Annotated in this window: 16 protein-coding genes; 5 read left to right on the top strand and 11 right to left on the bottom strand. The window is 66.9% G+C overall.

Going from position 1 to position 19,711, the window contains the following annotated elements; translation table 11 throughout:
- Position 1: 1 nt before the first annotated feature.
- From RKE40_RS08480 to RKE40_RS08490, 3 genes are all read right to left on the bottom strand, one after another.
- Entirely contained in the window at positions 2-691 is a 690-nt protein-coding gene (locus RKE40_RS08480) for a 4-carboxy-4-hydroxy-2-oxoadipate aldolase/oxaloacetate decarboxylase (RefSeq protein WP_316017796.1), read from the bottom strand.
- A 69-nt stretch (positions 692-760) separates the two neighbouring features.
- Entirely contained in the window at positions 761-1,732 is a 972-nt protein-coding gene (locus tag RKE40_RS08485) for a Bug family tripartite tricarboxylate transporter substrate binding protein (RefSeq protein WP_316017797.1), read from the bottom strand.
- Between the two features lie 48 nt (positions 1,733-1,780).
- On the bottom strand, positions 1,781-2,500 hold the full coding sequence (locus RKE40_RS08490; RefSeq protein WP_316017798.1) for a PIG-L deacetylase family protein: 720 nt from the start codon (positions 2,498-2,500) through the stop codon (positions 1,781-1,783).
- A gap of 166 nt (positions 2,501-2,666) precedes the next feature.
- On the opposite strand from RKE40_RS08490, the gene RKE40_RS08495 reads away from it, so the two are divergent.
- Positions 2,667-3,638 (top strand): LysR family transcriptional regulator, encoded by a 972-nt coding sequence (locus tag RKE40_RS08495; RefSeq protein ID WP_316017799.1) that lies wholly within the window; start codon positions 2,667-2,669, stop codon positions 3,636-3,638.
- Between the two features lie 34 nt (positions 3,639-3,672).
- On the opposite strand, the gene RKE40_RS08500 is transcribed toward RKE40_RS08495, so the two are convergent.
- The gene (locus RKE40_RS08500) at positions 3,673-4,164 is read right to left on the bottom strand and encodes a hypothetical protein (protein WP_316017800.1); all 492 of its coding nucleotides are present in this window, start codon (positions 4,162-4,164) and stop codon (positions 3,673-3,675) included.
- Between the two features lie 184 nt (positions 4,165-4,348).
- Entirely contained in the window at positions 4,349-5,605 is a 1,257-nt protein-coding gene (locus RKE40_RS08505; protein ID WP_316017801.1) for a class I SAM-dependent methyltransferase, read from the bottom strand.
- Between the two features lie 212 nt (positions 5,606-5,817).
- On the opposite strand from RKE40_RS08505, the gene RKE40_RS08510 reads away from it, so the two are divergent.
- Positions 5,818-6,549: a class I SAM-dependent methyltransferase gene (locus RKE40_RS08510; RefSeq protein ID WP_316017802.1), complete on the top strand. Its 732-nt coding sequence runs from the start codon at positions 5,818-5,820 to the stop codon at positions 6,547-6,549.
- Here the strand turns inward: RKE40_RS08510 and RKE40_RS08515 are convergent, their stop codons facing one another.
- The 3 genes from RKE40_RS08515 to zigA all read right to left on the bottom strand — a co-directional run bounded on the left by RKE40_RS08515 (position 6,550) and on the right by zigA (position 9,849).
- Positions 6,550-6,954 (bottom strand): GtrA family protein, encoded by a 405-nt coding sequence (locus RKE40_RS08515; protein WP_316017803.1) that lies wholly within the window; start codon positions 6,952-6,954, stop codon positions 6,550-6,552.
- Positions 6,955-7,149: 195 nt separating this feature from the next.
- Complete coding sequence (locus tag RKE40_RS08520; RefSeq protein WP_316017804.1) at positions 7,150-8,448, bottom strand: hypothetical protein; 1,299 nt, start codon at positions 8,446-8,448, stop codon at positions 7,150-7,152.
- 186 nt (positions 8,449-8,634) lie between these two features.
- Positions 8,635-9,849 (bottom strand): zinc metallochaperone GTPase ZigA, encoded by a 1,215-nt coding sequence (zigA, locus tag RKE40_RS08525; protein WP_316017805.1) that lies wholly within the window; start codon positions 9,847-9,849, stop codon positions 8,635-8,637.
- Between the two features lie 305 nt (positions 9,850-10,154).
- Between zigA and RKE40_RS08530 the strand changes: the two genes are divergently transcribed.
- A complete protein-coding gene (locus tag RKE40_RS08530; protein ID WP_316017806.1) occupies positions 10,155-11,537 on the top strand; it encodes an amidohydrolase family protein in 1,383 nt (460 codons plus the stop codon).
- Positions 11,538-11,812: 275 nt separating this feature from the next.
- Here RKE40_RS08530 and RKE40_RS08535 read toward each other — a convergent pair whose 3' ends face one another.
- The gene (locus RKE40_RS08535) at positions 11,813-12,160 is read right to left on the bottom strand and encodes an ArsR/SmtB family transcription factor (RefSeq protein WP_316017807.1); all 348 of its coding nucleotides are present in this window, start codon (positions 12,158-12,160) and stop codon (positions 11,813-11,815) included.
- Between the two features lie 137 nt (positions 12,161-12,297).
- On the opposite strand from RKE40_RS08535, the gene RKE40_RS08540 reads away from it, so the two are divergent.
- Positions 12,298-13,509, top strand: coding sequence for an MFS transporter (locus RKE40_RS08540; RefSeq protein ID WP_316017808.1), 1,212 nt, complete (start codon positions 12,298-12,300; stop codon positions 13,507-13,509).
- A 61-nt stretch (positions 13,510-13,570) separates the two neighbouring features.
- Here RKE40_RS08540 and RKE40_RS08545 read toward each other — a convergent pair whose 3' ends face one another.
- Positions 13,571-14,632, bottom strand: a complete 1,062-nt coding sequence (locus RKE40_RS08545; RefSeq protein ID WP_316017809.1) for a class I SAM-dependent methyltransferase — start codon at positions 14,630-14,632, stop codon at positions 13,571-13,573.
- 120 nt (positions 14,633-14,752) lie between these two features.
- The gene (nhaA, locus tag RKE40_RS08550; protein ID WP_316017810.1) at positions 14,753-15,955 is read right to left on the bottom strand and encodes a Na+/H+ antiporter NhaA; all 1,203 of its coding nucleotides are present in this window, start codon (positions 15,953-15,955) and stop codon (positions 14,753-14,755) included.
- A gap of 414 nt (positions 15,956-16,369) precedes the next feature.
- Between nhaA and carB the strand changes: the two genes are divergently transcribed.
- Entirely contained in the window at positions 16,370-19,702 is a 3,333-nt protein-coding gene (gene carB, locus RKE40_RS08555; RefSeq protein WP_316017811.1) for a carbamoyl-phosphate synthase large subunit, read from the top strand.
- Positions 19,703-19,711: the final 9 nt, after the last annotated feature.

The raw sequence follows: 19,711 nt of genomic DNA on the forward strand, positions 1-19,711 counted from the left end.
CTCAGTCCTCGGAATCGTCGCAGTAGACCAGGCCCGCCTTCGCCAGCCCTTCGCGCATCCCGTACATGTCGAGCCCGAGCTCGCCGGCCGCGAAGCGCCTCCGCTTTTCCTCCTCGCCGGCCTCGCGCTTGCGCCCGGCTTCGGCGACGGAAGCCGCATCGAGGCGCGGCACGACCACGACCCCGTCATCATCGGCGACGACGACATCGCCGGGATTGACCAGCGCCCCGGCGCAGACCACCGGGACATTGACCGAGCCCAAAGTCGCCTTGACCGTGCCCTTGGCCGAGATCGCCCGCGACCAGACCGGAAAGCCCATCTGCGTCAGCACCCGAACGTCCCTCACCCCGGCATCAATGATCAGGCCGGCGCCGCCGCGCGCCATCAGCGAGGTCGCGAGCAGGTCGCCGAACATGCCGTCGGTATTGTCGGTAGTGCAGGCGACGACGAGGACGTCGCCGGGTTTCACTTGCTCGATCGCGACATGGATCATCCAGTTGTCGCCGGGCTGGGCCAGCACCGTCACCGCGCTGCCGGCGATCTGCGCGCCGGCATAGATCGGCCGCATATAGGGCTTCATCAAGCCGCTGCGCCCCATCGCCTCATGCGTGGTCGAGACGCCGAGTTCGGCCAAGGATGCGATGTCGGCGGCAGCGGCGCGCTTGTTCGTGCGGATCACGACAGGGTTCATGGAGGCCTCGTCTCATTCATCGGAAAGCGGTGCCTCGCCGCAGAACCCGCGACGAGGCGAAAGATCAGTTCACTCGCGCAGGCCGGTATCGGCGACGACCTGGCCCCATTTCTTGCGCTCGGTGGTGACGAAGGCGCCCAGCTCCGCGGCGGTGGAGCTGCGGACGCGGCCGCCGACGGTCTCGATGCGCTCGCGCAGCTTGGGATCGGCCAGCGCCTTGTGGACCTCGCTTTGGAGTTTCTGCACCACGGCCGGCGGCGTGCCGGCCGGCGCGAACAGCGCCCACCAGGTCTGCGCGTCGAAGCCGGCGAGCCCCGGCCCCTCGGCGACTGTCGGCACGTCCGGCAGGTTGGCGAGGCGCGCCGGCCCCGTGACCGCCAGCCCCTTCAGCCGCCCTTCCTTGATGTAGGGCGTTGCCTCGAGCGCATTGACGACGACCAGCGGCACATGCCCGCCGATCGCATCGGTGACCGCCGGATGGCCCCCGCGATAGGCGACGTGCCGCAGTTCGATGCCGGCCTGCTTCGACAGGAGCGCTACGGCGAGATGTGGCAACGAGCCGTTCCCCGGTGTGGCATAAGAGGCCTCGTTCGGCTTCTGCTTGGCATAGGCGATCAGCTCGGCGATCGAGTTGGCAGGAAAGGATGGGTGCGCCGCGATCACCGCCGGAATGTCGCCGACCATCGAGATCGGCGCGAGGTCCTTCTCCACGTCGAAACCCGGCGTCTTGTAGAGCGCCATGTTGATCGCGAGGCCGTTGGTGCCGAGCAGCAGGGCATGGCCGTCCGGCGCGCTGCGGACCACCGCCATGGCGGCAAGGTTGGAGCCGGCGCCCGGGCGGCTCTCGACGATGAAGTTCTGGCCGAGACTGGCCGAAAGCCGCTCCGACAGCGCCCGCGCCACGGTGTCGACGGCCCCGCCCGAGGAGAAGCCGTTGACGACGGTGACAACCTTGCTCGGATAGTCCTGGCCGCTGGCGGCCTGCGACAGCAGCAGCGCCGACGCTGCGATGATCAGGCTCTTCAGTGCTCTCCCAGGCATCTTCTCTCCCCTCGATTGTGTTTTTTGGCTTGTGCTTCTTGATTACCGTCAGACCGGGTCCAGCCGGTTCATCGTCGTCGGGAACACCCTCTGGAAGCTCTCGGCATAGAGTGCCGAGCCGAAATTGCGGCGCCGCGCCAGGTTTCCGTTCTTTTCGGCGACGCCCTTGTAGTAGCTCCACAGCGAGACCTGGCCCTTGAGGCACTGCATCGCCGCGAACTTCTGCTCCCAGACCTCGGTGATATCGAGATAGGTGTCGGGAACGTATTCGCAGATCTCGGGCTGGTGCGGCTCGAAGCAGTAGACCTGCGGCGCCCCCGCGATCTCGCCCCAGGGCCGCCCCTGCGCCTGCGCGACCTGGCGCGCCTCGACGGCGAAGCGGAAGGTCTCGACATGGTCCCAGTTCGAGGGGTCGACACGCGGATGCGTCATCATGAAGGCGGGCTGGTGCTTGCGCAGCAGGCGGACCGTCGTCTCGAACATCTCCGCCGTCGGCCGCAGCGGATAGTCTTCCTCGCCGAGGAAATGGATCTCGGCGCCGAGGATTTTCGCAGCGTTCTCGGCTTCCTCGCGGCGGATATCGCGGGCCTTCGCGGCCGTCATCGCCTTGTCCTCATAGAGCTTGGCCGACTCGCCATAGGCGCCATAGCTCAGGCAGACCACGATCGGCTTCAGGCCCAGCTCCGCATGGCAGGCGATTGCCCCTCCCGCACGCCAGACGAAATCGCCGACATGGGCGGCAACCACGACAAAGCTCTTATCCGACACGGCATATCCTCTCGGCGGCATTACGAAACCCTGATAGATTCAGGACCCTAGTCGCCGAAAACTCCGAAAAATACAGCGTTTATCGGATACAGATATACCGATACCGGTATATCTCTCGATCTTCGCTCCTGCGCGCCCCTACCGCGCGCCTTGCATGGTGTCTCAGATGGCCGGACGCAGCTTCTCCCTTCTCAAGCAGCGCCTGCGCATGCGGCAACTGCGGGTTGCGGTCGCAATCGCCGATGAGGGCAGCGTGCTCAAGGCCTCCCGGGCACTGGGCCTGACCCAGCCGGCGACGACCCGCAGCCTGCTCGATCTCGAGGACTATCTCGGCGTCAGGATCTTCGATCGCCTGCCCCGCGGCGTCGCGCTGACCCGCTATGGCGAGGCCGTGATTGCCCGCGCCCGCCGCGTCCTCGCCGAGGTCGACCGGATCGGCGAGGATCTGATCCTGATCGACACCGGCATGCTGGAGGCGATCGTCGTCGGCGTCCTGCCTTCGGCCGCGACCGGGCTGATGCCGCAGGTCCTGACCCGCTTCAACACGGCCCATCCAGGCACCACCGTGCAGATCGTCGAGGGCCGCATGCACGAGCTGCTGGCGCTGCTCGGCTCGAACAAGATCGACCTGATCGTCGGGCGGCTCTACGAGCCGGTCATCCCCGACAGCTTCATCCGCGAGCCGCTCTATGACGAGCCGCTGGCGCTGCTTGCCCGCTACGGCCATCCGCTCTTCAAGAACGGGCGCATCGATCTGGAGACCCTGAAGACGCAACCCTTCATCCTGCCGACGCTCGACCAGCGACTTGGCCAGGATGTCGAGATGGCGATGCGCGGCAACCGGCTGGAGCTGGAGACGCCGGTGCTGCGCGCCAGCTCGATGTCGATGATCCGGGAGGTGCTGATGACGTCGGATCGCGTCTCGATGCTCTCGAGCCTGACCATGGTCGGCGACCTCGTCCGCGGCGGCTTGCGCCTCGTGCCCTGTCATATCGAGACGGAGCTGCGCCCCGGCGGCATGGTGCGGCGCCCTTCCGGCCCGTCACGCACGGTCGACAGCCTGCGCCAGATCATCCTCGACTATGTCGGGGAGCTCACCGCGACCGGCTATCTTCGCGCCCTGCCGCCGCCCGGCTGAGCGGAACGTGCCGCTCGGCGGCAGAGCCGACCGCTCAGCGCCCGCAGACGAATTGCCGGGCCCCGGCGAAACCCTCGATCGGAAAGCGCAGGCAGCGCGAACCCGCCGCCTCGGCGGTCGGGCAGAGATTGATCGTCGTGGCATTGCGGGGCGGCGTCGGGAGCGCGACATACCAGGGCGCATAGCCGTTGTCCGCGAAAGTCGAGACCGCCGAGACGCCGTCAAAGGAGACGAAGATTTTCTTGGTGTCCGAACCGCCAGCCAGCTTCTCGACATTGATCGTCGGATCGTCGTCGAAACGTCCCTCGATCGCGTTCCTGCTACATTTTGTCAGGACGAAACTGCTCTTCCGGCCCGCCTTGGCGCGTACATGCGCAACCCTCGGCGGCTTCTTCAGGCCGAGTTCCTCCTGCGTGTCCTTGTCGACGCCGAGCACCCATTCGGCCGACTTCTGCTGCGCGATGCCTGCGCCCGACGTGAGAAGGACGGTTGCAGCGCAAAGCATGGCTCCGGCGACCAGTCTCATCTTCATCACCGCGCTGGATGTGAAAGCTGAATGAGCGGAAAGCGCGGGCAGGATAGCGGGTTTCGGCAGGACGGGTCAGAGCCGCCGGCTGATATTCTGGCGTACCTCTCCGATCATCTATCCACAACGCTCGAAGATGCTGGAAGTGCTTCGCCAGCCGCGTCCCGGCGGCGACGGCACGCCTTCAGAAGCCGCGCCGTTCCAGTTGCTGTTCAGCCTCGGTGACATAGTCACGGATCACCGGCACAGCGCTCTTGTGCTGGCCGAGCAGGAGCTGGAAGACCATGTCACCGCCGATATCGAAGGAGATCGAGCAGGCGGACAGGTAGAACTCCCACATCCGCGCGAAGCGCTCGCCCAGCATGACGACGACCTCGTCGCGATGCGCCATGAAGCGCTCGCGCCAGGCTTCCAGCGTCCAGTGGTAATGCCGACGCCAGAACTCGCAGTCGGAATGCCACAGGCCCGTCTGCTCGACCGCGGCGAAGACCTCCGACAGCGCCGGGGCATAGCCGCCGGGGAAGATGTACTTGTCGAAGAACGGGCCAGTGAAGCCCGGCGGCCCGACCCGGCCGATGCAGTGGACGAGCGCGATCCCGTCCGGCGTGAGCAGATCGCGGATCTTCTCGAAATATTCGAGGTAATGCGCGACGCCCACATGCTCCATCATGCCGACCGAGACGACGCGGTCGAAGGTGCCGGTGAGCTCGCGATAGTCCTTGTTGATGAAGCTGACGGCACCACCGACGCCGGCCGCTTCCGCCCGCTTCTGCGCCGCCGCCATCTGGTCCGGCGAGACGTTGAGGCCGGTGACAGTCGCCCCGCAGGCCCTGGCGAGATAGATCGCAAGTTCGCCCCAGCCCGAGCCGATATCGAGCACCCGCATGCCCGGCTCGATCCTGAGCTTGGCGGCGAGATGGCGCAGCTTGGCCTTCTGCGCGTTCTCCAATCCTACGTCCGGAGAATGCCAATACGCACAGGAATAGGTCATCGTCTCGTCGAGCCAGAGCCGGTAAAACTCGGTCGGGATGTCGTAGTGATGCTTCACCTTCTTGCCGGCGACGCCGAGCGGATTGTGCATCCGGAAGCGCCTGATCTTGAACCGGACCTTGCGGATCGCCTGCTGCAGCGGATGTTTGCGCAGTTCCTTGCGCTGCAGCCAGAACAGCGAGAGCAGGTCGTGGATCGAGGAGCCATCCTCGAAATTGACGCGCCCGTCCATGTAGCCTTCGGCCAAAGCGAGCTCGGGATTGAGGAAGATCTCGCGTTCTATCCTGTCGTCCGAGAAGCGCACCGTAACGTCGGGTGCGCTCTTGTTCTGGCCGGCGAAACTGATCGGGCCGGGACCGGGGCCGAAGACATGGCGCTTGCCATCCGGCGTTATCACGGTGAGACGGCCCTGGCGGACGAAACGCTTCAGGAGCTTAGGCAGCAGCAGCATGGTCCCCCCGGGCACATGTTCGGCTCCGGAAAGGCTAGGGTCTCGCCAGCCGGAGCGCAAACCGTTTGGCCGCACCTGCGGCTGTTTCGGTTGAGCGCGGCGCTTTTCCGCACTGGCGAAACCCGAGACGCCCCGGTTCCGCGCTCCCCAGAAACAGGCTAGGGCTAGCCGGAAAGGCGCCCTCCGCGCCGGCCCGAAACGGAAAAGGCCCGATGTCCTGGCGCGACTTCTGGAATGGCGAGCACGCGATCTACGTCTCGGAGCGTCACAAGGCCTTGCACTACCGGCGCATCGCGCAGGACATCGCCGCCGCTGTACCGGGCAGGGATGCGGCCGTTCTCGATGTCGGTTGCGGCGAAGCGCTCTCAGCCGATCTCGCCGCCGCCGCCAGCGGAAAGCTGATCCTCTGCGAGGCGGCGCCGACCGTCCGTGACAAGCTGAGGGCCCGTTTCGGCCGTCTGGCCAATCTCACAGTGGTCTCGCCGGAAGAGGTCGAGGCGCTGCCGGATGATTCGCTCGATCTCGTCGTCGCCAACTCGCTGATCCAGTATCTGAGCGAGGACGAACTGAAACGGGCGCTGGCGACCTGGCTCGCCAAGCTCAGGCCCGGCGGTGAGCTCATCCTTGCTGACGTGATCCCGCCCGATCTCTCGCCCCTGACCGATGCGAGCGAGCTGCTTGCCTTCGCCTGGCGCGGCGGCTTCTTCTTCGCCGCGCTCGGGGGCCTCGTCCGCACCGTCTTCTCGGACTACCGCAAGCTGCGGGCACAATACGGTCTCTCGACCTACAGCGCCGTCGGCATCACCGCCTTGGTCGAAGCGGCCGGTTTCGAAGGCGTCACACGCCGCGCGAATTTCGGCCACAACCCGCACCGTATGGCCTTCTCGGCCAGGAAGGCACTCACGGTCCCGGAGATTGCGCCTCAAGCAAGCGCGAGTGCCTGATCACGCCCCTTCGCGATCGGCGAAGGAGAAGAATTTGTGGCCAGCGAAGGTGAAGACCATCACGATCAGCGTCGTCACCACCTGCATCGGCAGATAGGGCAGGCCGGCAACCTTGACGAAGAGGTGCATCAGCACCCCGGTCAGCACGAAGCCGCCGAAGGCGATCAGGCCGAAGCGCCAGCTCGCCTCACCATGGGTCCGCGTCGCCTCGAAAGTCAGCCAACGGTTCAGCGCGTAAGAGACGACGCCGCCGAGCACGAAACCGGCGAGCGACGCCAATACAGGATCAGCCCCGCCGAGCTCGACCAGGCCGATCAGCAAACCGTAATGCGCGACCGCCGCCATCACGCCGGAGAAGGCGTAGGCGATGACCTGGCGCGTGTGGCGGGGGAGACGGTTCAGCATCCGGGATGCCTATACCCCGGATGCTGAACGGAAGCCTACAAACCATGCGGTTTCCTCTCTTGAGTCATCCCGGACAAGCCGCACAGCGGCGCCGATCCGGGATCCATTCCTGAGCATTTCCAATCACGGTTCCGGAATGGGTCCCGGGTCTCCCGTTGGTCGCCCGGGACGACTCGCGCTCTATGATGCCGGTCCTCACCCCGCATCGCTGCCGGCGAGATTGGCCGGCTTGCCCTCGACCGGCAGGTCCAGCCCCTGCTTCAGCGAATCGAGGCTGTACTCCCGAATGCGGCCGTTCAGCGGATCGCTGACGAAGGCATTGCCGCCGATCACCGCCAGCGACGGCGTCGGCGTCCGCGCGCCATACTGGCAGTCGAAGGCCGGCACCGCCTCGAAGCTGGCGAGCTCCTTCCAAGCCGGCGCGATCTCGTAGATCCGCAGCTTGCCGTCCGACGTCAGATTGGCGAGGCGCTTGCCGTTGCCGGAAAGCTCGAACTGGCAGGCCGGCTGGCCGCCCGGCACCGGCAGGACATCGTTCGTCGACAGCGACTGCGCCGCCGGATCGACCCGCAGCAGCGCATCATAGGGCGCCTCCTTGCCGTAATTGGCGACCATGAATTTGGCGCTGGCCCGCGCCTTGATCGCGCTGATCCGGCGCTCGTCGGGATAGGCGAGCTTGCGCGCGCTGAAGCCGCTCTTGCTCTGCGACAGGATCAGCATGCCGCCACCCTCGCCCTCGGCGCAGCCGAAGACATGGCGCCCGCCGGCCGCAGCATGGCCGTGATAGAGCTTGCAGGAGGCGTCGGCCTTCGCCCGATCGTTGAAGGAGGCGAGCCTGCGCCAGCCGCGCTTGTCCTGCTGCTGGATTTCGAAACCGTCCGGCCGGGACGACGCCTTGCGGTCGTCGCCCCTGACATAGGCGGGGTTGGGCACCGAGGTCAGCCAGCGCCGTGCGCCGAGCGGCACGACGATGCCGTGCTGCGGTCCGGGGCTCGGCCATTCCGTTAGCGCCGGCTTGTCCTTGGCAAGGTCGTCGATCGCAACCAGCACCGCCTTCGCCGTGCTTGGCCCGTCCCAGGGGCGAATGCCGTCATAGAACAGCGCGAGCTGGCCATGGCCCGAGATGACATGGGCCGGCTTCTGACCCGTCAGCACGAGGTCGGTGAGCTTCACCGGCCCCTTCTCGATGTCGTTGTGGTCGCCATGCGACTCGATCGTCAGGCCGGTATCGAGGAAGCGGATCGTGCCGGCATCGTCGCCGGTCTTGATCGCGACGAAGCGGCCGCCTTCGATGCCGGCGAAGCCGGGATTGGCCTTGGGCACGTCGAAGCTATGCGTGACCTCGCCGGTGTCGAGATCGAGCACGCGGACCACCGGCTTCTCATGGTCGGCGAAGACCAGGCGGCCGCGCAGGACCGCGTGGTCATGGGCAAGTGCCGGCAGGCTCGCGAGTCCGACGGACAGCGCAAGGGAAGACAGCAAGTGGGGGTGCATTCTAAACCTCCGGGACAGGCGCCACAGCGGGCGACGAGAAAACGACGCGGGCCTCCCCTGCCCTCATCCTGAGGAGCGCCAGAGGCGCGTCTCGAAGGATGCTCCAGGAGGCTCCTGAACCAGCTGGAACATCCTTCGAGACGCCGCTGCGCGGCTCCTCAGGATGAGGGCTGAGTTGACGGGATCTCAGGCGGCTTCGGCCCGGAGCCAGGCCGGGAACGGGTCGGGCAGGTCGCGATAGCGCTCGGGCCTGAAGGCGATCGTCGGCGTCTCGCCGATAAGGCAGGCATCCAGCGCGGCGCGGATCGCCTGCTCGTCCAGCCCCGTGCCGATGAAGACCAGTTCCTGCCGGCGGTCGCCCCAGACCGAATGCCAGTGCCGGTTCAGGATCGCCTTCCATTCGGGATGGTCGGGCCAGCGCGAACGCGGGATCGCGGCCCACCAGAAGCCCATCGCCTCGGTCCGGCAGATGCTGCCGGCCAGCGACATCTCGCCAACCCATTCCGGCCGGGTCGCCAGCCAGAAATGCCCCTTGGCCCGGATCAGCCCGAACCAGCTCTGGCCGAGGAAAGCGTTGAACTTTTCCGGATGGAACGGCCGGCGCGCCCGGTAGACGAAGGAGGAGATGCCGTATTCCTCGGTCTCCGGCACATGGTCTTTGAAGCCGTAGAGCTCCTTGTGCCAGAGCGGGTGCTCCTGCGCCTTCTCATGGTCGAACAGGCCGGTGTCGAGGATCTGACCCAGCGCCACACGGCCGAAATCGGCCTCGATCAGCCGCGCATCCGGGTTGAGCGCCCGAATGACGAGCTTTGCCTGCGCCACTGCTTCCGGCCCGGCATCGCCGACCTTGTTGAGCACGACGACATCGGCGAACTCGATCTGCTCGACCAGGAGATCGACCAGCGTGCGCTCGTCGCCCTCCCCCGCCGTCTCGCCGCGCTCGCGCAGGAAGTCGCGCGAGCCGTAATCCTTGAGCAGGTTCACCGCGTCGACCACCGTCACCATGGTGTCGAGCCGGGCGAGGTCGGAGAGCGAGAAGCCGTCCTCGTCGCGGAACTCGAAGGTTGCGGCGATCGGCAGCGGCTCGGCGATGCCGGTGCCCTCGATCAGGAGATAGTCGAAGCGCCCGTCGCGGGCGAGCCGGCCGACCTCAGCGAGGAGATCGTCGCGCAAGGTGCAGCAGATGCAGCCATTGCTCATCTCGACCAGCTTCTCGTCGGTGCGCGAGAGATCGCCGCCGCCGGCCCGCACGAGATCGGCGTCGATGTTCACCTCGCTCATGTCGTTGACGATGACCGCGACCTTGCGGCCCTCGCGGTTGTTGAGGACGTGGTTGAGCAGCGTCGTCTTGCCGGCGCCGAGAAAGCCGGACAACACGGTAACGGGAAGGCGGGAGTCCATCTCGGATCTCATATTTTGTTACGTTGTAACATTTCATAGCGAGGGTGATCCGGAGGCGCAAGACTGCTCTTGTGGCTTCGACATCCCATCACGCTGTCATCCCGGACGGAGTGAAACGGAGATCCGGGATCCATTCCTGAGCCTTCCCGAATGAGGTTCCGGAATGGATCCCGGGTCTCCCTCCGGTCGCCTGGGATGACCCGCACCTCTTTTGGCAAGGAGTCGCCGTTGCATCCGCGAGGGCTTCAGAACGCTTCAAACGCCGCTAAGCTCGCGCTTCCCTTGCCGACGGAGGAACCCGCGCCATGATCGAGATCGACCTCTTGGTGCGCGCCGAATTCCTCTATCCGGTCAGCCCGGGAATGCCGATTATCCCGGATGGCGAGGTCGCGATCGCCGGCGGGCGCATCCTCCATGCCGGCCCGCGCCAGCCGGAAGGACATTGGGCGCCGGCCCGCACCCTCGACGGCGCCGGGCGGGCAGTCCTCCCCGGCTTCGTCAACTGCCATTCGCACGCGGCGTCATTGGTCTTCCGCAGCCAGACCGACGACCACGCCGCCAAGGCGGCGCTGCTCGAAGTCGCCTTCCGGATGGAAAAGGACATCACCGAGGAGGAATGGGCGCTGCTGGCAGAGGCCGGCTGCGCCGACATGCTCCAGTCGGGCATCACCACGATCAACGACATCTGGTACGCGCCGCACCGCCTCGCCGAGACGGTCGAAGGCTGCGGCTTGCGCGCCCAGATCGCCCACAAGGTCTTCGATGTCCGCCTGCACGAACTCTGGCGCGGCGACTACACGCATCATGCCGCTATTGGCGAGGAACGCCTGCGCGACGGCGTCGCCTTTGCCGAGCTCTGGCACGGCGCTGCCGACGGCCGCATCACAGCGCGCATCGGCACGCATGCCACCGACACCTGTTCGCCCGGGTTGCTGAAGGCGGCCCGTGCCGAGGCGAACCGGCTCGGCATCGGCATGCATATCCATGCAGCCCAGAGCGCGGGCGAGGCCGAGCAGATCAAGGCGGCGTATGGCTGCGGCCCCGTCGAGTTTCTGCGCGATGTCGGCATGCTCGGCCCGGATGTCGTGCTCGCCCATCTCGTCTTCGCCGGGACGGGCGATCTCGACGCCGCAGAGGAGAGCGGCGCGGCCTATGCCCACTGCCCGACGATCTATCCGCGCCGGGGCCGCTACCCGCCGCTCGAGGACATCATGGCGCGCGGCATCCCGACAGGTTTCGCCACCGACTGGATGCTGAACGACCCGTTCGAGGGCATGCGCAACGCCCTCAACGCCATGCGCCTGCGCCTGGGCAGCCCGACCGCCCTCACCTGCGCACAGGCGCTGGAGCTGCACACGATCGGCGCCGCCCGCGTCATGGGGCTTCAGGACGAGATCGGCTCGCTGGAGCCGGGCAAGAAGGCCGACCTGATCATGGTCGACATCGACCGCCCGCACCTCCAGCCTTATTACGGCGACTATGCCGCGCTGGTCTATTACGCGAGGGCGAGCGACGTGGTGACCAGCATAGTCGACGGGGCGCTTCTGGTCGAGGACGGCCGCCCGACCCGCCTCGATCGCGAGCGGACGATGGCAGGGATCAGGGAAAAGGTACCGGGCTGGCGCGGAAAGCTGGCGGCGCTCGGCAGCCGGGCGGTGTTCGGGCCGGGATGCCCATGCTGCGGTTAGGCTGACCTTCCCCGGCGGACGAGACTGGCGCGGGATCCCCTCTCCTGGAAGGAGAGGGGTAGGGGTGAGGTGTTCGGACTGGAAACGTTGGCCTGAACCCGACCGCGCGTTGAGCGTTCGCGGAACTGCTCGGACGACCTACACCTCACCCTACCCTCTCCTTCCAGGAGAGGGTTCCCCGCGCGTGACGGGTCTTTCATCACCTTCTGGAAAGCATCCGCCACATCGCAAAAGCCGTGAACTGGCGGTCGCCCCGACCATGACGGAGAGGGCAATCACACGTCGAGCCTGATCCGCGGCACCGACGGGTCGCGCCGCGCCGTCTCGATCACGCTGTCGAGCAGGCCGGGGAAGCGCCGCTCGAACTCCTCGCGGCGGATGCTGAGGAAGCGCACAGTCCCCTCCGCCCGGGAGCGCGTGATCCCGGCCTCGCGCAATTTGGCGAAATGGTAGGAGAGCAGCGAGGGCGAGGCGAGCTCGGTGAAGGCGCCGCAGCGCGCCTTGTCGACCTCGTCGCAATCCGCGAGCGAGACCAGGATGCCGAGCCGGATCGGATCGCCCAGCGCAGCGAACACGTCGGCCGGCACGACGTCCTCGATCTCGGGATGGAAGATCTGCTTCATCACCTCAGGCTTAATTGCCGGCGCTGCTCCTGACAAGTTTCAACGATCCTTGAATTTAGGATTGACTCATGATCGGCCGGCGCCCATGATTCAACGATCATTGAAATAGTCGGCAACTCCCCACGGAGCGATCCGCCATGGACACCCGCCTTCTCCTGCTGGCCGGCGGCGCCTTCGCCATCGGCACGGGCAGCCTCGTCATCACCGGTATCCTGCCCAATCTCGCCGCCGCCTTCGGCGTCTCCGTCGATATGGCAGGCCTGCTGATCTCGGTCTTCGCCATCGCCTATGCCATCGGCTCGCCAGTGCTCTCGACGTTGCTCGGCAATCGCGACCGGCGGCGCGTGCTGATCGGCTCTCTCGGCGTCTTCACCCTCGCCAATCTGCTGGCCGCCTTCACCAGCGATTTCGGCTGGCTGATGCTGGCCCGCATCCTGATGGCGCTCGGCGCCGGCGTGTTCATGCCGGCCGCCAATGCGGTCGCCGTCTCGCTGGCGCCGCCGGAGCGCAGGGCCCGCGCGATCGCGCTCGTCACCGGCGGCATGACCGTCTCGCTGATCCTCGGCGTGCCGCTCGGCACCGCTGTCGCAACGCACGGCTGGCATTTCGCCTTCCTCGTCGTGGCGCTGTTCGGCGCCCTCGCCCTGCTCGGCCTGCTCCTCAAGATGCCGGCGGGACTGCCGCGCGGCGCCAACACCCTCGCCGAGCGGCTGCAGGTCGCCCGTCGCGGCGACGTGCTGCTCGCGCTCGGTACCACCGCGCTTTGGACCACCGGCGCCTTCACCCTCTACACCTACATCGCACCCTTCCTCGCCGCCCAAGCCGGCATCACCGGCCATTGGCTCAGCGCCACCCTGGTCGTCGCCGGCATCGGCTCGGCACTCGGCAACCAATGGGGCGGAAGGGCCAGCGACCGCTTCGGCCCCGAGCCGACGCTGACCTTCGTGCTCGCTTTGCTCGCAGCCGCGCTCGCCACCGCCTCGCTCGTCGCCCTGACGCTGCCCCCTGCGCTCGCGATATTCGTTCTGCCGGTGGTGATGATGGTCTGGAGCGGTGCCGGCTGGGCCGGCCATCCCTCGCAAATGTCGCGGCTCGCCGCGATGGCGCCCGACGCAACCGTCGTCGCGCTCTCGCTCAACGCCTCGGCGCTCTATGTCGGCATCGCGGCCGGCGCCGCGCTCGGCCAGCAGGTCCTGCGCCACGGCGCATCCTGGCAGCTCGGCTTCGTCGGAGCCCTGTGCGAGCTCGGCGCACTCGGCCTGCTGCTGGTCTCGCTGCGGCGGAAACGGGCCGCGGCGCGCCGGGCCTCGCTCGTCAGCGAGATCGCCATCGCCCCGCCCGCGCGCTGAAGGGCGCCAGGCCCGCATGCCTCATCCCCTCATGGCGAAGGGGCATGCCTCTGCTGCCGGATCAGGCACGGACCTCGAACACCATGTTGAACGGCGTCTCGGTGGCGCGGCGGAAGCGCGAGAAGCCGGCATCGAGCGCGACCTTGCGCAGGCGCATCTCGCCGGCCTGTGCCCCGAGCCCGAGCCCGACCTCCTGCGACAGCGAGGCGGGCGTGCAGATCATCGTCGACGCCCCGTAGAAGATCCGCCCGACAGGGTTGAGATTGTCCTTGAGATGGTCATGGGCGAAGGGCTCGACGATCATCCAGGTGCCGTCATCGGCCAATGTCTCCATGACATGGCGACCGGCGCCGACGGGATCGCCCATATCGTGCAGGCAGTCGAACATCGCGACGAGATCGTATTTCTTCGCCGGGAAATCCTTGGCCGAGGCCTGCTCGAAGACGATCCGGTCGCCGACGCCGGCCTCGTCGGCCGCCTCGCGCGCCTTCTCGATCGAGGGCCCGTGATAGTCGAAGGCGAAGAAGCGCGATTTCGGATAGGCCTGGGCCATCAGGATGGTCGAGGCGCCATGGCCGCAGCCGACATCGGCCACGACCGCGCCCTTCTCCAGCTTCGCCTCGACGCCATCGAGCGCCGGAATCCAGCTCGTCTTCAGATTGGCGTTGTAGCCCGGCCGGAAGAAGCGTTCGGTGCCGCGGAACAGGCATTTGCTGTGCTCGTGCCAGCCGAGCCCCTCGCCGGTCCGGAAGGCCTGCTCGACCTTGGGCTCGTCGACCCACATCGACTGCACGATCTCGAAGGCTCCGGCGAAGAAGGCCGGGCTGCCTTCCTCCGCGAAGGCCATGACCTGCTCGGGCGAGAGGCTGAAGCGATCGGTCTTCTCGTCATATTGCACATACTCGGCCGCCGCCTGCGCCGAGAGCCATTCGCGCACATAGCGCTCCTTGACGCCGGTCCGGCTGGCGAGTTCCGCGGCGGAGACCGGCTTGCCGTCCCCCATCGCCTTGTAGAGCCCGAGCTGGTCGCCCAGCACGATCAGGGAACCGGTGACGCAGGCGCCGACGTCCCCGACAAGGCGTCCGACCAGGGCATCGAGCTTTTGCGGATCTGGTTGACGCATGACCATGCTCCTCTGGTTGGGGCGTGGCCGGAACAGTCGCGAACCGGCTCGACGCCATCGCGGAAGCGGCGATGCTATACCTGAGGCAGAGGCTCGAAAAGCGCGAAGGCGGCAGCCGCCTCAACCGGCGGCGCGCGGCGGCGGGGCCTCCCTGCGGGCGAGCCGCAGCACGAGATAGCCCGCCACGCCAGAGAGCAGCGAACCGGCGAGAATGCCGTACTTCACCCGCGCCTGCATGGCGGGGTCCTCGAAGGCCAGCAGGCCGATGAAGAGGCTCATGGTGAAGCCGATGCCGCAGAGCAGCGCGACGCCGACCATCTGGCTCCAGCTGGCATTGGCCGGCAGGTCGGCCCAGCCCTTGCGCTCCATCAGCACGACCGCGCCCAGCACCCCGATCAGCTTGCCGAAGAACAGGCCGGCGGCGACGCCGACGGCCAGCATGTCGCCCAGTACCGCCGAGGACAGGCCGGAGAACGAGACGCCGGCATTGGCGAAGCCGAAGATCGGCACGATCAGGAAGGCGACCGGCAGATGCAGATGGTGTTCGAGGCGATGCAGCGGCGAGTGCGCCGGATCGGCCTCGGGCTTGGCCGGCGTCGTCCTGATCGGGATGGTCAGCGCCAGCAGGACGCCGGCCACGGTCGCATGGACGCCGGAGATCAGGGTAAACACCCACAGCACCAGCCCGAGGGCGAGATAGGCCGGCAGCTTCCGATAGCCGAGACGGTTCAGCCCCAAGAGAAGGCCGAACACGACGACCCCGCCGAGCAGGGCATAGAGGTTGATCTCGGCGGTGTAGAACAGCGCGATGATCACCACCGCGCCGAGATCGTCGATGATCGCCAGCGCTGCCAGGAAGACCTTGAGCGAGCCCGGCACGCGGGAACCGAGCAGGGACAGCACGCCGAGCGCGAAGGCGATATCGGTCGCCGCCGGAATCGCCCAGCCACGCAGCGCGGACGGATCGGCCCGGTTGAAGGCGAGGAAGATCAGGCCGGGAACGACCATGCCGCCCAGCGCCGCCGCCCCTGGCAATATCCGGCGCGACCAGGTCGAGAGCTGCCCGTCCAACATCTCGCGCTTGATCTCGAGCCCGACGAACAGGAAGAACACCGCCATCAGCGCGTCGTTGATCCAGTGCAGCAGGCTGAGCGGCCCGATATAGACCTTCAGCGCGGCGAAATAGGCCGGAGCCTGAGGCGAGTTGGCGATGACGATGGCAAGCAGCGCGGCCGCCATCAGGACGAGACCGCCGGCGGATTCGCTCTCGACGAACTTGCGGAGCGTCGTGATCGGCTTGCGCGCGTTGGAGGTCCCGCTCATCGACGCTGCCCCTTGCCCGAGGCGATTGCGGAAATGCGGAAAAAAGCACGGCGCGCACGCAGGAGGCGCGCCCGGGTGGCCGGGATCATCGATGCAGGTCTCCTCGCACTGGCGGCCCGACCAGCGCAAAAAACCTGCCCGCCGCACCATCGCGGCGGAGCACCCGGGCCCTCTATCGCATCGATGGCCGGGGCCCGCAACCCGAACCGGGCCCCTCGCCCGGGCCAACGACGCCTCTCGAACCCGCCGGCGAAAGGCATGCCCGCCCGCGCATGCCACCTGCCCGCGCTTTCTGCTTCCCCCGGCCGCCGCTCCCGTCTATAGCGAGCGCCTAGCATTCATTCAGGCGCTCGCTGCCCGCCGTTCGCACGACCGGACGAGGGTGACGCGCGCTCGCAAGCACGGTCGAGACCCATGCCCAGGCGCACAGACATCAAGACGATCCTGATCATCGGCGCCGGGCCCATCATCATCGGCCAGGCCTGCGAATTCGACTATTCCGGCACCCAGGCCTGCAAGACGCTGAAGGCCGAGGGCTACCGCATCGTCCTGGTCAACTCGAACCCGGCGACGATCATGACCGATCCGGAGCTGGCTGATTCGACCTATGTCGAGCCGATCACGCCCGAGATCGTCGCCAAGATCATCGAGAAGGAACGTAACGTCCTGCCGGGCGGCTTTGCGCTGCTGCCGACCATGGGCGGCCAGACCGCGCTCAACTGCGCGCTCTCGCTCGAGAAGATGGGCGTGCTGGAGAAGTTCGACGTCGAGATGATCGGCGCCACCGCCGATGCCATCGACAAGGCCGAGGATCGCGAGCGCTTCCGCGAGGCGATGACCAAGATCGGCCTCTCGACCCCGCGCTCGCATCACGTCAAGACGCTCGGCGCCGCGCTCGAGGCGCTCGAGGACATCGGCCTGCCGACGATCATCCGCCCGTCCTTCACCATGGGCGGTACCGGCGGCGGCATCGCCTACAACAAAAGCGAGTTCATCGAGATCTGCGAGCGCGGCATCGACGCCTCGCCGACCAGCGAGATCCTGATCGAGGAGAGCGTCCTCGGCTGGAAGGAATACGAGATGGAGGTCGTCCGCGATAAGGCGGACAACTGCATCATCGTCTGCTCGATCGAGAACTTCGACCCGATGGGCGTCCATACCGGCGATTCGATCACGGTCGCCCCGGCGCTGACGCTGACCGACAAGGAATACCAGATCATGCGCGACGCCTCGCTGGCGGTGCTGCGCGAGATCGGCGTCGAGACCGGCGGCTCGAACGTGCAGTTCGCCGTCGATCCCGAGACCGGCCGGATGATCGTCATCGAGATGAACCCGCGCGTCTCGCGCTCGTCCGCCCTGGCGTCTAAGGCCACCGGCTTCCCGATCGCCAAGGTCGCGGCGCGCCTCGCCGTCGGCTACACGCTCGACGAGATCGAGAACGACATCACCGGCGGCGCGACCCCGGCCTCGTTCGAGCCGACGATCGACTATGTCGTCACCAAGATCCCGCGCTTCGCCTTCGAGAAGTTCCCCGGCTCCGAGCCGACCCTGACAACCGCAATGAAGTCGGTCGGCGAGGCCATGGCCATCGGCCGCACCTTCCAGGAATCGCTGCAGAAGGCGCTGCGCTCGCTGGAGACCGGCCTCGACGGGCTCGACGAGATCGAGGTCGAGGGCCTCGGCCAGGGCGACGACCGCAACGCCGTCAAGGCAGCGCTCTCGACCCCGACGCCGGACCGCATCCTCCATGTCGCCCAGGCCATGCGCCTCGGCTTCACCGACGAGCAGATCCACGAGAGCTGCAAGATCGACCCCTGGTTCCTCGCCCAGATGCGCGGCATCGTCGACACCGAGGAGAAGATCCGCGTCCACGGACTGCCGCAGACGCCGATCGCACTGCGCCAGGTCAAGGCGATGGGTTTCTCCGACAAGCGCCTCGCCGCGGTCTCCGGCAAGACCGAGGCCGAGGTCAAGGCGTTGCGCCGTTCGCTGGACGTCCGGCCGGTGTTCAAGCGCATCGACACCTGCGCCGCAGAGTTCGCCTCGCCGACCGCCTATATGTACTCGACCTATGCCATGCCCTTCGCCGGCGCCCCGGCCGACGAGGCCATGCCGTCCTCCGCCAAGAAGGTCGTCATCCTCGGCGGCGGGCCGAACCGCATCGGCCAGGGCATCGAGTTCGACTATTGCTGCTGCCATGCCTGCTACGCCCTGCGCGATGCCGGCTATGAGACCATCATGGTCAACTGCAACCCCGAGACGGTCTCGACCGACTACGACACCTCGGACCGGCTCTATTTCGAGCCGCTGACCGCCGAGGACGTGCTCGAGATCCTCGAGACCGAGAAGCAGAAGGGCACGCTCCACGGCGTCATCGTGCAGTTCGGCGGCCAGACCCCGCTGAAGCTCGCCCATGCGCTCGAGCAGGCCGGCATCCCGATCCTCGGCACGACGCCGGACGCGATCGACCTCGCCGAGGACCGCGACCGCTTCAAGCGCCTGCTCGACAAGCTCCAGCTCAAGCAGCCGAAGAACGGCATCGCCTATTCGGTCGAGCAGGCCCGCCTGATCGCCGCCGAGCTCGGCCTGCCCTTCGTCGTCCGCCCCTCCTATGTGCTCGGCGGGCGCGCCATGGAGATCATCCGCGACGAGACCCAGTTCGAGAACTACCTGCTTGGCACCCTGCCCTCGCTGATCCCGTCCGAGGTCAAGGCCAAGTACCCGAACGACAAGACCGGGCAGATCAACACCGTCCTCGGCAAGAACCCGCTGCTGTTCGACCGCTATCTCTCTGACGCCATCGAGGTCGACGTCGACTGCCTCTCGGACGGCAAGGACGCCTTCATCGCCGGGATCATGGAGCATATCGAGGAGGCCGGCATCCATTCCGGCGACTCCGCCTGCTCGCTGCCGCCGCGCTCTCTCAGCCCCGAAATGATCGCCGAGCTGGAGCGCCAGACCCGCGCCATGGCGCTGGCGCTGGATGTCGGCGGCCTGATGAACGTCCAGTACGCCATCCAGAACGATGTCATCTACGTGCTTGAGGTCAATCCTAGGGCCTCGCGCACCGTGCCCTTCGTCGCCAAGGTCATCGGCAAGCCGATCGCCAAGATCGCGGCGCGGCTGATGGCGGGCGAGAGCCTCGCCAGCTTCGGCCTGAAGCAGGAGAAGCTCGGCCATGTCGGCGTGAAGGAGGCGGTCTTCCCCTTCGCCCGCTTCCCCGGCGTCGACGTGCTGCTCGGGCCGGAGATGCGCTCGACCGGCGAGGTCATCGGCCTCGACCGCTCCTTCGACGTCGCCTTCGCCAAGAGCCAGCTCGGCGCCGGCTCGAAGGTCCCGGTGAAGGGCACCGTCTTCGTCTCGCTCCGCGACCAGGACAAGCTGCGGATCCTGCCCTCGATCCGGATGCTCGCCGAGCTCGGCTTCCAGATCGTCGCGACCGGCGGGACCCAGCGCCTGCTCCAGGACAACGGCATCCGCGCCACCAAGATCAACAAGGTCCTGGAAGGCCGCCCGCACATCGTGGACGCGATCAAGAACGGCGGAATCCAGCTGGTCTTCAACACCACGGAGGGTCCGCAGGCACTTGCGGATTCACGCCCGCTGCGCCGCGCCGCCCTCTTGCACAAGGTGCCCTATTATACCACCTTGGCCGGAGCGATCGCTGCGGCGGAGGGCATCAAGGCCTATTGCAGCGGCGATCTCGAAGTGAGGTCGCTACAATCCTATTTCGACAGCGCCGCCTGAGTCGGGCAG

The sequence above is a fragment of the Allobosea rubneri genome (assembly GCF_032464875.1).
GTDB lineage: Bacteria > Pseudomonadota > Alphaproteobacteria > Rhizobiales > Beijerinckiaceae > Allobosea > Allobosea rubneri.

What these genes read in the sequence shown, in the direction of transcription:
- RKE40_RS08480 (WP_316017796.1), bottom strand. Translation starts at nt 691, where the DNA reads ATGAACCCTGTCGTGATCCGCACGAACAAGCGCGCCGCTGCCGCCGAC.
- RKE40_RS08485 (WP_316017797.1), bottom strand. Translation starts at nt 1,732, where the DNA reads ATGCCTGGGAGAGCACTGAAGAGCCTGATCATCGCAGCGTCGGCGCTG.
- RKE40_RS08495 (WP_316017799.1), top strand. Translation starts at nt 2,667, where the DNA reads ATGGCCGGACGCAGCTTCTCCCTTCTCAAGCAGCGCCTGCGCATGCGG.
- RKE40_RS08500 (WP_316017800.1), bottom strand. Translation starts at nt 4,164, where the DNA reads ATGAGACTGGTCGCCGGAGCCATGCTTTGCGCTGCAACCGTCCTTCTC.
- RKE40_RS08505 (WP_316017801.1), bottom strand. Translation starts at nt 5,605, where the DNA reads ATGCTGCTGCTGCCTAAGCTCCTGAAGCGTTTCGTCCGCCAGGGCCGT.
- RKE40_RS08510 (WP_316017802.1), top strand. Translation starts at nt 5,818, where the DNA reads ATGTCCTGGCGCGACTTCTGGAATGGCGAGCACGCGATCTACGTCTCG.
- RKE40_RS08515 (WP_316017803.1), bottom strand. Translation starts at nt 6,954, where the DNA reads ATGCTGAACCGTCTCCCCCGCCACACGCGCCAGGTCATCGCCTACGCC.
- RKE40_RS08520 (WP_316017804.1), bottom strand. Translation starts at nt 8,448, where the DNA reads ATGCACCCCCACTTGCTGTCTTCCCTTGCGCTGTCCGTCGGACTCGCG.
- zigA (WP_316017805.1), bottom strand. Translation starts at nt 9,849, where the DNA reads ATGGACTCCCGCCTTCCCGTTACCGTGTTGTCCGGCTTTCTCGGCGCC.
- RKE40_RS08530 (WP_316017806.1), top strand. Translation starts at nt 10,155, where the DNA reads ATGATCGAGATCGACCTCTTGGTGCGCGCCGAATTCCTCTATCCGGTC.
- RKE40_RS08535 (WP_316017807.1), bottom strand. Translation starts at nt 12,160, where the DNA reads ATGAAGCAGATCTTCCATCCCGAGATCGAGGACGTCGTGCCGGCCGAC.
- RKE40_RS08540 (WP_316017808.1), top strand. Translation starts at nt 12,298, where the DNA reads ATGGACACCCGCCTTCTCCTGCTGGCCGGCGGCGCCTTCGCCATCGGC.
- RKE40_RS08545 (WP_316017809.1), bottom strand. Translation starts at nt 14,632, where the DNA reads ATGCGTCAACCAGATCCGCAAAAGCTCGATGCCCTGGTCGGACGCCTT.
- nhaA (WP_316017810.1), bottom strand. Translation starts at nt 15,955, where the DNA reads ATGAGCGGGACCTCCAACGCGCGCAAGCCGATCACGACGCTCCGCAAG.
- carB (WP_316017811.1), top strand. Translation starts at nt 16,370, where the DNA reads ATGCCCAGGCGCACAGACATCAAGACGATCCTGATCATCGGCGCCGGG.